Below are 14,935 nucleotides of genomic sequence, written 5' to 3' on the forward strand. Positions count from 1 at the left end.
TGAATGGCCTGCTTTTGAAAAAGTTTACAATTCAGATGTTTTTGATCAAAATTATTTACAATATATGGCGCTTACAAATAATTATTAAACGTCATGCTTAATAACGCAGAAAAATATTGAATATGAAAATGTGAGTGTTTATTTGTGGGGGTGACCTTTCTCTATATACTAAGCTTTATTAAGCAGAAATAATCATATAAGGAGGACGTAAAAATGAGGCGTTCAAATACGGGGAAATTTATCGTGCTTTTTGCGATATTCGCTATGTTGCTAGGATCATTTGGCATGAATAAATCCAATGCAAGTCCAAAAAAACAATCGGATAACTATTATAATGAGGAAAATCGGCCACAGTATCATTTCACCCCAGAAAAAAACTGGATGAATGATCCAAATGGTTTGGTCTATTATAAAGGGAAATATCATTTGTTTTACCAACATAACCCTTATGGTAATAAGTGGGGGAACATGAGCTGGGGGCATGCAGTAAGTAAGGATCTTGTTCATTGGGAGCATCGTCCTGTGGCATTGAAACCAGATGATCTTGGTGCGATTTTTTCCGGAAGTATCGTAGTGGATAAACATAATACAAGTGGTTTGTTCGAAAATGGTTCTGGAGGGTTGATAGCTATCTACACCAGTGCTGGCGAAACGCAGCAACAAAGTATTGCTTATAGTACGGATGAGGGGGAGACGTGGACCAAATATTCTGGAAATCCTGTCATACCAAACTCTGACATAGTAGATTTTCGGGACCCAAAAGTTATGTGGTATGAGGAAGATGAAAAATGGGTGATGACCATAGCTGCGGGGGATCACGTTAGATTTTATTCTTCTAAAAATCTAATTGAATGGAAACTGATGAGTAAGTTTGGTGAAAACCAGGGTGCACATGGGGGAGTTTGGGAGTGTCCTGAGTTATTCAAATTGCCGGTAGATGGCGATCCTACAAACACGAAATGGGTACTGCAAGTTGATATCAATCCAGGATCTGTTCACGGTGGCTCTGGAGGGCAGTACTTTATTGGTGAGTTTGATGGGGCTAAATTTGTTAATGACAATCCTCAGAATGAAGTCAAATGGGTAGATTACGGAAAAGACTTTTATGCTACCCAAACGTGGTCCAATACGAATAACCGTCAAATTTGGATTGCCTGGATGAACAATTGGCAGTACGCCCAAGCAATTCCGACAAGTCCTTGGAGAAGTGCAATGTCTATACCTAGAGAGCTATCTTTAAAGACGTTCTCTGGGGAAGGTGTTAAACTAGTACAAAACCCTGTTAAAGAGTTGCGAAGAATCGAGAAAAAACCTTATAAATGGCAAGAGGAAACGATTAAGCCTGGTGAAAACATTCTTGCCGATTTTGACAGTAAAACCTATGAAATTACTGCAGAATTTGAATTAGGCTCTGCGTCAGAATTTGGTTTCAAGGTTAGAAAAGGAGCAAATGAGGAAACTGTTATCAAATATGATGTCTCGGAGGAACAATTGATATTTGATCGAACGGACTCCGGTGAGGATGAATTTAGTAAGTCCTTTGCAGGTAAATTTACAGCTCCTTTAGACCCGATAGATAATAAAATAAAATTGCATATCTTTGTAGATCACTCATCTGTTGAGGTATTTGCCAACAACGGTGAAAAGGTGATGACCAATTTAATTTTCCCGGATGGTTCAAGTGATGGTTTAGAAATATTCAGTAAAAACGGTAATGTAAAATTGACCTCGTTAACCATAAATGAAATGGAATCCGTTTGGAATAAAGAATAACGATAGTTTTTATTGTAAGAAGGGACTCATGCTCCAAAGCAATGAGTCCTTTTTTTTATTATACAGCTATGATCTCAACTTTAAAGAAGTGATAAGAACATCATTAGAAACGGGCTTCTTCCAAAGCAGGTGTTGTAATCCCCTAGGTCTGCAACTTTAGCAAAGTCGTAAGGTTAGGGGTTGTTATAATCCCTTCTTTAACACCCTCAACGATTTCCTAAACAATATCATAAATTCAATTCAGTATTGTCAACATCTCAGGTTGTTCTGTAAAATCGTAGGAGACTGCACCTGTTGGCCTGGGGTTTTTATGAATACTTCTTGACATACTTTTATTCTAGTACTTATATTCTTTTATTTTAGGGAATAGTTTTGGACTTGTTAGGAACTGTCATCATCTGTTAGTATGTGGCTTATTTCGTATTATTTAATTAGGTGAACCCATGGGTGGCGTAATGTTATCTCCTTTGAAAGAAACACTTGAATCTGTCCATAAACAGATCCTATTCCGGTCCTCTTTATACTAAAAGGGTTCAATTCTAAGGGATGTACCGACTTATTTAAACGATACATTGAATTTAACTGGAAAATATCATTCGGAGCATCATATAAATCAAGGAGGCAAGTGGGGGTATAGTAAGGATTTAACGATTGAGGGGACGATTAAATGGACTTCCCTTATGCTTCAAGAGCATGTAGAAATGCTAAAGGAAGTCTGGAAAAGAAGGTGTAGCGGGAGAAGGGGAATTTGATGAAAGCTGGCGATAACCTCAAAGGCTTACCTATTGCTACGATTGTGGAGGAACTCGATACGTCTAGAGTATGTTTAACTATTAAAATTCGGACTTTAAATTTGTGGTTACACAATGTATCCTAAATGTATTTTACATATAAGGAGGGTGTTTATGGAGTTGGTTTGCGAGTCTAGTTTGATGAATGATTATTTACTTGGTACAACAGAAATTAATTATTCCCACCCAAAAGTACAAGAGAAGATTACTGAATTATTCAACCAAGCTCAATCAGAAATTGAAAAGGCTGAAATAGCTTTTAAATTTGTTAGAGATCAAATTGATCACTCTTGGGATATTAAGGGAGAACGGGTGACATGTGATGCTTCTGATACCCTAAATTATAGAGAGGGTATTTGTTATGCAAAATCAAATTTACTGGCTGCTTTATTACGATCGCAAAATATACCCACAGGTTTTTGTTACCAACGTTTAATGCTATTTGACACACCAGAGAAAGGCTATTGTATTCATGCTTTAAATGCCATTTTCTTAAGATCCAAGAATAAATGGATTCGAATAGATGCCCGTGGGAACAAAAAGGGTATTGATGCACAATTTTCAATCGACGAAGAAAAGTTAGCTTTTAAAGTCAACGAAGATAAGGATGAAAAGGATTATCCAATGATTTATGTCGATCCTCACCCAAAAACACTCTTTACCCTTAGAAACCATGCAGATGTTATTGAAATGTATAAACATCATTTGCCAGCATATTTATAGTTGTTCTGTTATCGGAGCGCTTTAATTGAATACCAACGAAGTCAATTATTACAGTATTCAACAATATGGAGCTTTTGTTGAAGAAATATAAGAGGGTCATCCATTAATATGGATGATCCTCTACTTTTTTGTACGTGCAAAATAAATATTAGAACTGCGCAATTTAAATAATAAATTGATACGTTATGGCCACGTCCAACAACACAGGAACATACGGAGGGGGGTTGGTGAAGCAATAATGAACCTTACAATCTGTTGTCATCGAGGCGCTTAACGTGGTTGTCGATACACCAAGTATGAGAGAGAGCTGCAGCTTTGGGGCGGGGAGGAAAATGTTGATTCAATCATTTCTAATATCGAAGAATTAAGCTGCAAATTTTTTTTAGAAATTGTCAACATGAAAGCGAATCGGGTTGTATCGTGCAACAGTTATTCAAGAGGGAGTTCTGACAGGGGACAGCTTAAGAGTTATAACAAGTTGAAATGGGAAGTGAGTCGATTAGAGATCAGGGAACAATACGGTACACAACGTACGAAACCAATCCTTCATGCACATAACACACGACATTTTAAAAAGTTATAAGTCCGTATTCGAAAAGTTGTCGAATTAAGGCTAAATACGAAAGTAAGGAGGTTAGATGTCGGCACAGGTCGTGTCGAATTTAACCGACCCCCCCTTATTTCCGAACTTAGTTAAACTTACCCAGAGGTGTTCTTCTGGTACTCCTAGCTTTTATTTATTAGTTATTCATATACTTATCCATTTCCCACTTACTAACTTGTAGGGAGTACTCGGTCCATTCAGCTTCCTTATCTTCAATATAAGCTTTAGAAGTATGGTCACCAAGAGCATCTAAAAGAACAGGGTCTTTTCTCAGTGCTTTAATAGCTTCTTTAAGGTTGGTAGGCAATGTTGGAACACTGTCATCATCAACTTCATAGAGGTTACGGCTTTCTGCTTCACCAGCATCTAGTTCATTATGGATTCCTTCAAGACCTGCTTGTATCAAAACAGCTAACGCTAAATACGGGTTCGCTGTAGGGTCTGGGTTACGAACTTCAAAGCGCGTTCCTTTCCCGCGTGTCGTCGGTACACGGACCATACAACTGCGGTTCGAGTGGGACCAAGCAACGCTAACGGGAGCCTCATAACCAGGTACGAGACGCTTATAAGAGTTGACATTTGGGTTCGTGATCGCAGCAATTCCGCTGGCATGATGGAGGATCCCGGCAATAAACTGTTTCATTGTTCTAGAAACTCCATCCTTAGCATCTTCATCATAGAAAGCGCTGTCTCCATCTTTAAATAGCGATAAGTGGCAATGCATTCCTGAGCCATTTTCACCTAGGATTGGTTTTGGCATAAATGTAGCGTGGTAATCATGATTAGTTGCGATATCCTTGACGACGTTTTTAAATGTTTGAATATTGTCTGCTGCTTTTAACATGCTGTCAAAGCGGAAATTGATTTCGTGCTGCCCCATGGCTACTTCATGGTGGGATGCTTCCATTTGAAAACCATACTTTTTCAATGTACGCATGATGTCTCGGCGGACTTTATCCCCTTTATCTTTTGGGGATGAGTCGAAGTAGCCCCCACGATCATTCATTTTACGAATAGGATAGCCTTCGTCATTTAATTTAAACAAAAAGAATTCAGGTTCTGGCCCTACATTGACGGTATATCCCATCGCTTCTGCTTTTTTCATAGCCCTTTTTAAAATATAACGGGGGTCTCCTTCAAACGGTGTGCCGTCCGGTTTATAAATGTCACAAATAAAACGAGCGCTGCGATCTTCATCTACCATCGCAGGAAGGATCAAAAATGTATCTAAATCAGGAACGAGATACATGTCACTTTCCTGAATTTCGGAGAACCCGGAAATGGAAGAACTGTCAAACATGGCTTCATCATCTAATACCAGGTCCAGTTCTTCAATTGGCAGCTCAACATTCTTTGTTTCCCCAAGCATATCGGTAAACTCTAATAAAATAAACTCCACATTATTTTCTTGAACTTCCTGTCTGATATCCTCTTTCGTGTAGGTCTTACTATCCTGCTCTTTAACAGCTTCTGTAGTGGTCATCATTTACCCTCTCCTAAATAATTTTGAATACTTCCGTGCCTGAAACATGTATGTGCAAATATACTTCATTACATGTGAGGAATTCTAACATGTTTTGTACTTAGTTATCAATATATTTCGAAAATTACCCATCACTTTTTGCACGAAACACACCACGAAGGCGTCTCCCCAACATTTTGATGTTTGACCCGCGCTAGGCCAATTTATACCATAAAAATCCCGGAAAATCCTTACGCTAAGAAATTGTCTATCCATCCTTAGATCGAAACTGTTAGAGCAAGTTTCCCATTAAATGATTATTCTCATCCTGAATTAACGTATTTTCCATGATTTACGTATAATGCCCGGCGTCATTAAATTGACGCCGGGCATTACTATTTTAATTATATTCTAAATTACTTTTTCCCTCTTAAGGAAATAGTGTTCCATATTTTTGCCGAAATTTAATCCCGCCAATAAATTCTTCATCAGAGCCAGTTAAACTTATACGCATACATTCACTCGCATGATCAAAATCCTTCTTCTTCATCCCTAAGAAAAGTGGGAAGCCTGGAATATATGAGAATAATTCAAGTGACGCCTTTATTCATCGCACAACAAAATGTAAACAAAGGAAAGGATGTTAATCATGGGATTTGGAAAAGTACGACGCAGGGGTTTAAAGATTACTGAAGTCTCCCCGTTTTTACCGTTTCAATTTCAAGCAGATTACGCAACTCAGCCCAACAATCGACTTAACATACCAATCCCCCGCCTAGGGTAAGGCCTACAAGACCCTCGCTTTTTTCGGCCCCTGCCGGAATAGTTCCCTATAATTTATTATATACTTGCCTGCTCATGTTCAGGATTTTATGAGGTATGACTATTCTACCGGTAAGCTTTGTCTAAAACAAATCTGAAGCAGCTGCTTTTATATACAACCAGTTGGGTTTGAGGCCGTTGAATAACCTCCCTCAAGCGAAAGAAACTTCCCTTTTAACTAACTGACCCCAGTTTGGTGAAGGGCAATATTTTTCATGTTCTGTCAGGCATCCGTTAGTAATTCCTGGCCAAATTCTCCTTTCCATAGAGTTAAATACATTGTCAGATAAGCTGACAATGTAGTTGTGCAAATATTTCGACACTGATACATTAATATATAACAAATGATGTCAAAAAATATTACACAAAAGGAGAGAGGTTCTAATGGATACCATTTTCTTAATGAATAACCTGTGGATTGTCATTTGTGCTGTTCTGGTACTATTCATGCAAGGTGGATTTATTTTACTTGAGGCTGGATCAACAAGAATGAAGAATGCGGGTCATATTGCTGGTAAGACAGTTTTTACAGTAGGCATTGTATCGTTGGTTTTTTGGGCCTTAGGTTACGGACTTATTTATGGAGAAGGAAATACTATCATAGGTTTTTCGGATTTCTTTTATGGTGATGCAACTACCATGGGGGAAGGGTTAGCCGGCTCTGTGTATTTCTTTTTCCAGTTGGCATTTGCTGCAATTGCTATGACGATTGCATTCGGGGGATTTGCTGAGCGGGCGAAGTTGTCATCTTATGTTATTTTTGCTGTATTATTTTCCGCTTTAGTTTATCCTGTTATCGCTCATTGGATTTGGGGAGGCGGCTGGTTGGCAGAGCATGGAAAGCAAGACTTTGCAGGTTCCACTGTTGTGCATTTAACTGGTGCTATGGCAGCTCTAGCTGCTACCATTATTTTGAAGCCGAGGATCGGTAAATATAATAAAGATGGATCTTCGAATGAAATTGCTGGACATAACCAAGTGTTTACTGCGTTAGGCGTACTTATTCTTTGGGTAGGATGGTTCGGATTCAATGCAGGAAGTACATTCGGTGTAGCTGATGCCTTTTTTGGTTACGTAGCACTTAATACACAATTAGCTGCAGGTGCTGGAGCCATCGGTTCTATGCTAGTTGTATGGGCTTTAACAGGTAAAGCGAATGTTCCAACAACTTTGAATGGGGCTCTAGCTGGTCTTGTTGCTATTACCGCATCTTGTGCATTTGTTGAACCATGGGCAGCGGTGGTTATTGGCTTAATTGCTGGCTTTATTGTCTTCTTCAGTATGAAGTTCTTTGATAAGAAGAGAATAGACGATCCAATTTTTGCTTTATCTGTTCACGGTACTGCAGGTGTATGGGGCACTCTGTCAAATGGCTTATTTGCAACACCTAAATTAGCTACCGTTGGGCGGCCGGGCTTATTTTACGGCGGTGGATTTGAGCAGCTTAGCGTCCAAATATTAGGAGTGGTGACATGTGGACTTTATGCATTCGTAGTGTCCTTTATCATTTTAAAAGTGATGGATACGGTCATGGGCGGTCTTCGTGTAACGGAAGAAGAGGAAATCATGGGACTTGACTTAAGCGAACATGGTGGTTATGGGTATCCGGAGAATGTATCTCAACCAGATACAAAAACCGGTGCTTAACCATAACAATTTTTATCCCAAATAAAGGAATTGATGTGAGTGTTGAAAAGCTACGCTGAAATTATGCAATGGCGGGAGCAACAGCAAATGAGCACCGTTGCTACAGATCACAGAAAATTAAATGCATTTCATGATGAACTGGTTAGAAAAACCGTTCTGATGGCTATAGAGAAAGTAAAATGTGAGCGGGGAAATCCTCCTGCCCCTTTTGCTTTCTTTTTAATGGGGAGTGCAGGAAGGTTTGAACAGTCAGTATGGAGCGATCAGGACCATGGTATTATCTATGACAATTCTAATGAGGACTGTCAAAATTACTTTTTAAGGCTGGGAACTGAAATTAGTCATGCTCTAACTTTAGTTGGCTACGAACGATGCGATGGAAAGGTGATGGCTTCCAATCCACTTTGGTGTCAGTCTATGCATGGATTTGAGATGCAAATTTCTGAATGGCTTGAGGAGGCTAGCTGGCAATCTCTTCGGCATTTTTTAACCTTTTTTGATTCTCGTGTACTAATCGGGGAGGATCACTGTTTAAATCAGTTAAAGAAAAAGGCGTTTTCGATGTTACACGTTCACCAGGGTCTATATCTCCGCCTGGTGGAGAATGTAGATTTTATCAAAAAAGGAGTGGGTGTATTCGGTCAGTTACTGCCAGAGCAGCACGGAGAAAATGCTGGAAACATTGAGTTAAAACAGACAACCTTTTTTCCTTATATAAATGCTCTGAGATTGCTGGCTCTAAAAAGGGAGGTTTTCACTCCATCAACTTTGTCACGATTTAAAGAACTTGCGCCCAAGTATCCATTTGTTCGAGAATTCGAAAATGACTTTATAAGTCTACTAGAGTTTCGGCTGGTTTACAGAAAAGTCTCGAAAAACTATAGGGAAGTGCATCTCATTTCGGTGGATACGTTATCAAAATCTGATAAACAGAAACTTAAGCAGACGATTAAAAGAGGTCATAAACTATTTTCTAAGACCAAAACAACCATTGAAAAAGAGTGTTCTTCATGATTATGGATCAAATGATACAATTCATTAAACAGTTGACTGGCGGGTTAGGGGGCTTCTCATCGTTATCAAGCCAAACTGATCCAAGGAAAATTGCTTATATGAGAGATTTGCAACGAGAACTAAAAAACAAAGATGTATTAGAAATTCCATTTGATAAGTTAAGTATGGTTGTCTTTGATTTAGAAACGTCGGGATTTTATCCATATAAAGGGGATCGAATTTTATCGATTGGCGCTGTGAAAATGCAAGGGGATGAAATCTTAGATGAGGAGACTTTTTATTCACTTGTTTATAGTGACTCAGCACCTTCAGAAGAAGTCGAGCAATTAACTGGAATAACGAATGAAATGCTTAAGGATTCTGAAACAATTCATGATGTGTTAAAGGAATTTTATCAATTTATTAAAAGCGATGTACTTGTTGCCCATCATGCCAATCATGAGAAGCAATTTATGAACCACGCTACCTGGCATGCGCTAAGGAAAAGCTTTCGACACCGGATCATTGATACGACATTCTTAACAAAGGTTATTCATCCCGAAGCCGGATTAGTGACACTTGATGAATGTTGTGCCTATTACAATATTTCAAATAATCAAAGGCATCATGCTCTGCAAGATGCAATAGCTACAGCAAAGTTGTGGTCTAAATGTATCCGCGAAATTCAGGAATTAGGTTATCAAAATTTGAGAGATGTATATACACATATTGCTACGTTAAGGTAATCACTGGTATGGAGGAAAACGGGGAGGGGAGAGGAATATGAACAACAATGATATTCCAGATGATGCAGCAACTTTACCGGTAAGAAGTTCAAGGTTTTAACTTATTATCTGCAAGACGAATAAGGTACTACAAGGATTAAGGGCTTGTTAAGTCGGTAAGAACAGATATGTAATGAGGTGAGAGGTGCTTGACAGATGACTATAAGAGTAAAAAGGTGATTTCTATAGGGGTAGTCAAGGAACTAACAGGCCTCTCGGAACGACAAATTAGGTACAATGAACAACGGAAGCTTATTTTCCCGGAGCGAACTGGAAACGGTACGCGGAAATATTCATTTTTAGATGTTGAAACGTTGGTGAAAATAGCTGAGAAGCGGGAGGAAGGGGTCCAATCATTTGAATTGAGAAAAGAAATGCGAAAGGAAAAAGCGAGGGAAGAGGGAGAATCTCAAATGCGTAGAAAGATGATTCGAGGTCAAATAAACGCACATTTCCGTACCAAAGAATAACCAAAGTTGTAATTATCAATCTAATAATCATTCGAGTTGAACTGTAGAGATTAGTCAGTAACATTCCTATTTGATAAAAAAGAGGCGAATCAGCTAACTTGCATATGAGCAGGTTGGCTTTTTTTGTTGTTTCAATAGTTTAGAGATTAAAGATGTGGCAAAAAAAGTGTGTTAGCTTTCCTAACACATCAGGTGAAGGAAGAGTATGCTCGTGCTAGACTAACAATAATTAATCATCGTACAGAAAAAGAACAATTTAATTGGATCTTTAAGGCAGTCAGTTACAACAGGCGGAGGTGACATAAATGAGAAAGCAAAAGCTTGTGTTAATTGGAAATGGGATGGCGGGGGTGCGCTGTTTAGAGAACATAATCAAAGAAGATCCTGAAGCCTATCGAATTACCGTTTTTGGAAGCGAACCTCGTGTTAGCTACAGTCGAATCATGCTTTCTTCTATTTTACAAGGAGAAACGTCATTTGAGGATATTGTCATTCATGATCACAGCTGGTACGAGGGAAATAATGTTCGGCTTTATTCTGGTGAAACGGTGACGGAAATAAATCAAAATGAGAAGACAGTGATCACTGATAAATACAGGGAAGTTGCTTATGATAAATTAATTATCGCTACAGGCTCATCCCCATTCATGTTGCCGCTTAGGGGTATAGATAAAAAGGGAGTGATATCTTTTCGAACAATAGAAGATTGCCGGTCCATGATGAAAACAGCGAAAAAATATAAAAAAGCAGTTGTTATCGGAGGAGGACTGTTGGGGTTGGAAGCAGCCAGAGGGTTGTTAAACCTAGGGATGACCGTAAGTGTAGTCCACATTTCCAGCTATTTAATGGAAAGGCAACTGGACTCAGAGGCATCACGAATGCTCCAGGAGGAATTGGAGAGCCAGGGTATGAACTTTCTGCTTAACAAAGAATCAAAGGAAATTGTCGGGGAAGGGCGAGTAGAAGGGATACATTTCAAGGACGGCTCCAAAATAGGTGCGGATCTTGTAGTGATGGCTGTCGGGGTCAGACCAAATATCCAACTGGCACAAAAGAGCGGTATTGAAACAAACAAAGGCATTCTGGTTGATGACTTTTTAAAGACACGATCTCGAGATATTTATGCTATTGGGGAGTGCGTTGAGCATAATGGTTTGGTTTATGGTCTAGTAAAACCTCTTTATGAACAGGGTGCTGTTTTAGCTAAGCACTTATGTGAAAAGGACACACCTGGCTATCCAGGGTCTGTGCTTTCCACTCAATTAAAAATATCTGGGATCGACGTTTTTTCTGCAGGTCAGCTCACATCACCTCATGGAACAAAATCGATTCGTTACCAAAATGATGTCAAACGCGTTTATAAAAAAATATATTTCCAAGAGAATAGAGCAATTGGTGCTGTGTTAGTTGGAGATGGCCGTGCAGGTCCAAAAATACTAGATACGATCTTGAAACAAAAGGTGGTCTCGGATCAGGATAAATCTTCTCTGCTTGAGTCCCCTGATCCTAGTAAATCTCTTGTTGCATCTTTACCACCAAGTGAGCAAGTTTGCACATGTAATAGCGTAACTAAGGAGGCAATTATTAGTGCGGTTCAGCAGAATGGGTTATCTACTGTTAGCCAAGTTAGAGATTGTACAAAAGCCTCTAGTTCATGTGGAGGATGCAAGACAGCTGTTGCAGAGCTTTTGGCATACATTGATAGTAATCATTTTAATGAGGTAGCAGAGGATCGGACGTTCTGTGACTGTACGACGCTTACGGAAGAGGAAGCGGTCCGGCAAATCCAAATGAAAAGTTTGGTGAATTTGCAAGAGGTGATGAAGGAATTGGAATGGGAAAACAAGGAGGGCTGTCCAACTTGTCGCCCTGCCTTGGAATACTATTTGAGTATGATTTACCCCGAATATGAAAAGCAAAATGTCGGTCTTACCCTAAGAAAACAAATGACTACCTCTCCTCAGAATAATCAGACGTTAGCAGTTGTTCCACAACTGTATGGAGGGATGCTTGATTTTAAGCAACTTAGAAAAATTACTGATGTAGCCGAAAAATATCATTTGGAACAAATAGCGGTGGCGGGTAATCAAAGGATTCACTTAATGGGGATGGCGCGGGAGGATTTACCGAAGATTGTGAGAGATTTGAACATGCCCCTCCACTCACAGAGTGGAAATAATGTCGAAACCATTCAAACGAATATTGGTTACCATGTGTGCAGATGTGATAAAAGCCCTTCTTTAAAAATCGCTAAAGAATTAGAAGAAAAATTGGAGTTTCTTAGGATCCCTAGTCGAATTAAAGTGGCGATTTCTGCCTGTGAGCATGATGCATCAGAAAGTAAAACGAAAGATATTGTTGCTATGAAGGTAAATGGAGGTTGGGAAATTTATGTGGGCGGAATGCGCGGCAATCATGTCCGGGCTGGTGAGCTATTATGTGTGGTTGAGACAGAAAAACAAACGTGTGAGATGATTGCTGGCTTTATTCAATATTTTCGGGAGTCCGCCCATTATCTTGAACAAATTTGGCAATGGGTTGCTCGGGCAGGGTTGATTCATATTAGAGAGGTGCTATTCGATAAAGAAGTTCTTGCTCATTTACTACAAAGTTTAGATACTGACATATCAAGGAGAAAAGGTAGTTTAGTGAATATGTAAGTATTCTAATAGATTCAAGGTACTTTCCAAGAAGAGGGTGATCCAGAATGACCGAACTTATGTTGAAGTATTTTCGAAACAAGCAGCGAGAGATCCAATCAGAAAATGTGTATGATACGCAATGCCCGTTTTGTAGTATGCAGTGCAAGATGCAACTGATTGAACAGAAGGTTGTTTCGAGGAATTTGTATAAAACAGTCGGGAAGGATAACCCGACAACAGAGGGACGACTTTGTGTGAAAGGGATGAATGCTCACCAACATGCGCTCAGTAATGAGCGTATTAAGCAGCCATTACTAAAGGTGAAAGGTGGATTTTTGCCCATTTCATGGGGGGAGGCTTTACAACATATTAAGGAGAAGTTTATAGCCATACAAAAGACGGATGGAGTGAATGCTTTATCTGTATACGGAAGTGCCTCGCTCACTAATGAAGAAGCCTATTTATTAGGGAAGTTTGCTCGAGTTGCTTTAAAAACGAAACACATTGATTATAACGGGCGCTTTTGTATGGCCTCTGCAGCTACAGGCGCTAATCAAACCTTTGGAATAGATAGAGGACTTACAAACAGTTTACAAGAGGTTCCCTATACACGCTGTATCATCCTGGCTGGAACGAACATTGCCGAGTGCCAGCCTACGATTATGCCGTATTTTGAACTAGCGAAAGAAAACGGGGCTTATATTATTGCCATAGACCCAAGAGAAACAGCGACAACAAATCTAGCTGATTTGCATCTGAAAAATAAACCAGGAACTGATTTAGCCCTGGCTAATGCATTGCTAAAAATAATCGTTGATGAAAACTTGATCGATAAAGAGTTCTTGAGTGAGCGTGTCAATGGTTTTGCTGAAGTTTCCCTTCACCTTGCAAAATTGGATTTAAACGAATGTGCTCGCGAGATAGGAGTGGACATAGACCAGCTGTATCAAGCAGCTCAAATATTTGGGCGGGAAGAATCAGGGATGATTTTCACGGCGAGGGGCATTGAACAGCAAACAGATGGAACTGAGACGGTACGTACATTTCTTAACATCCTGTTAGCGACAGGGAAAATTGGCAAGCCTTATTCGGGTTATGGAGCCATTACTGGTCAAGGGAATGGTCAAGGAGCAAGGGAACATGGGCAGAAAGCCGATCAGCTGCCAGGATATCGTGCTATTGAAAATCAAGATGACCGTTCTTACATTGCTCAAGTATGGGGCATAGATGAAAGGCAATTACCGGGGAAAGGGGTGTCAGCCTATAAAATGTTTGAAAAGGCAGATAAGGGTTTTATTACGGGCATGCTGGTCATGTGCTCGAACCCGGCGCATTCGAGTCCCAATGCGAATTTTGTAAAAAAGTCATTAGAGAAGCTTGAATTTCTAGTAGTGGTCGATATGTTTATATCGGAAACTGCAAAATTAGCTGATTTGATCCTACCTGCTTCTTCGTATTTAGAGAATCAAGGAACAATGACGAATGTGGAAGGAAGGGTGACATTAAGGGAAGCCAGCCGACCATTGCCGGGGGAGGTCAGACATGACTGGCAAATCCTCTGTGATATAGCTGAAGTGTTGGGAGAAGGAGATAAGTTTTCCTACCATACAACTGAAGAAATATTTGAAGAACTCAGAATAGCCAGTCGAGGCGGCAAAGCTAATTACTACGGGATAACCTATGAAAAGATTAGACAGGGAAATGGCATTTTATGGCCTTGTCCGAATCTCGAACATAAAGGGACAAAGCGCTTATTTGAACATGAGTTTGCTCTTGAGGACGGTAAAGCTCAAATGGTGGTTACCGGAAGTGGTAATCGCCGGGAAGACTATAATAAAGATTATCCGTTAGTTTTAACAACAGGAAGGGTGATGTCCCACTATTTAACAGGGGAGCAGACGAGGAAGAGCCCTTCTCTAGCAGCAAGGAATATCGAGGCCTATATGGAGATCCATCCTGATACAGGAAGGAAGTATCAGTTGGAGGACCATACATTAGTAAAAGTTGAATCTAGATATGGAAGCATTGTCGTCAGGAGTAAATGGTCAAATAAAATTCGGAAAGATACTGTTTTTGTCCCTTTTCATTGGGCAGGAGAGCAAAGTGTCAATCGATTGGTCTCTGATGAATTAGATCCTTACTGTCAGATGCCGGGATTTAAGGTTACAGCTGTGAGCATAAGTCCAGTTTTAAGTCGAGAGGAAATGCTGATAGAAAATTAGT

At 39.7% G+C, this 14,935-nt stretch carries 9 protein-coding genes; 8 read left to right on the top strand and 1 reads right to left on the bottom strand.

Going from position 1 to position 14,935, the window contains the following annotated elements; genetic code table 11:
* Window positions 1-213: 213 nt before the first annotated feature.
* Together G6R08_RS13150 and G6R08_RS13155 are read left to right on the top strand one after the other, a co-directional pair.
* Entirely contained in the window at window positions 214-1,773 is a 1,560-nt protein-coding gene (locus G6R08_RS13150) for a glycoside hydrolase family 32 protein (RefSeq protein ID WP_420810401.1), read from the top strand.
* Between the two features lie 905 nt (window positions 1,774-2,678).
* A complete protein-coding gene (locus G6R08_RS13155; RefSeq protein ID WP_163528532.1) occupies window positions 2,679-3,287 on the top strand; it encodes a transglutaminase-like domain-containing protein in 609 nt (202 codons plus the stop codon).
* A 740-nt stretch (window positions 3,288-4,027) separates the two neighbouring features.
* Here the strand turns inward: G6R08_RS13155 and G6R08_RS13160 are convergent.
* Window positions 4,028-5,377 (bottom strand): glutamine synthetase family protein, encoded by a 1,350-nt coding sequence (locus G6R08_RS13160; RefSeq protein ID WP_240339711.1) that lies wholly within the window; start codon window positions 5,375-5,377, stop codon window positions 4,028-4,030.
* A 1,182-nt stretch (window positions 5,378-6,559) separates the two neighbouring features.
* Here G6R08_RS13160 and G6R08_RS13165 point away from each other — a divergent pair.
* From G6R08_RS13165 to nasC, 6 genes are all read left to right on the top strand, one after another.
* Window positions 6,560-7,822 carry an ammonium transporter gene (locus G6R08_RS13165; RefSeq protein WP_163528534.1) on the top strand — a complete coding sequence of 421 codons (1,263 nt, stop codon included), beginning with the start codon at window positions 6,560-6,562 and terminating at the stop codon, window positions 7,820-7,822.
* A gap of 39 nt (window positions 7,823-7,861) precedes the next feature.
* Window positions 7,862-8,836 carry a DUF294 nucleotidyltransferase-like domain-containing protein gene (locus G6R08_RS13170; protein ID WP_240339712.1) on the top strand — a complete coding sequence of 325 codons (975 nt, stop codon included), beginning with the start codon at window positions 7,862-7,864 and terminating at the stop codon, window positions 8,834-8,836.
* Window positions 8,833-9,561 (top strand): exonuclease domain-containing protein, encoded by a 729-nt coding sequence (locus G6R08_RS13175; RefSeq protein WP_240339713.1) that lies wholly within the window; start codon window positions 8,833-8,835, stop codon window positions 9,559-9,561. Before G6R08_RS13170 ends, G6R08_RS13175 begins: the two co-directional genes overlap by 4 nt.
* A gap of 188 nt (window positions 9,562-9,749) precedes the next feature.
* Window positions 9,750-10,070 carry a MerR family transcriptional regulator gene (locus tag G6R08_RS13180; RefSeq protein WP_163528536.1) on the top strand — a complete coding sequence of 107 codons (321 nt, stop codon included), beginning with the start codon at window positions 9,750-9,752 and terminating at the stop codon, window positions 10,068-10,070.
* 305 nt (window positions 10,071-10,375) lie between these two features.
* A complete protein-coding gene (nirB, locus tag G6R08_RS13185; RefSeq protein WP_163528538.1) occupies window positions 10,376-12,730 on the top strand; it encodes a nitrite reductase large subunit NirB in 2,355 nt (784 codons plus the stop codon).
* Between the two features lie 47 nt (window positions 12,731-12,777).
* On the top strand, window positions 12,778-14,934 hold the full coding sequence (nasC, locus tag G6R08_RS13190; protein ID WP_163528540.1) for an assimilatory nitrate reductase catalytic subunit NasC: 2,157 nt from the start codon (window positions 12,778-12,780) through the stop codon (window positions 14,932-14,934).
* Window position 14,935: the final 1 nt, after the last annotated feature.

Origin of the sequence: Halobacillus ihumii (assembly GCF_902726645.1) — a bacterium.
Classification (GTDB): Bacteria; Bacillota; Bacilli; order Bacillales; family Halobacillaceae; genus Halobacillus_A; species Halobacillus_A ihumii.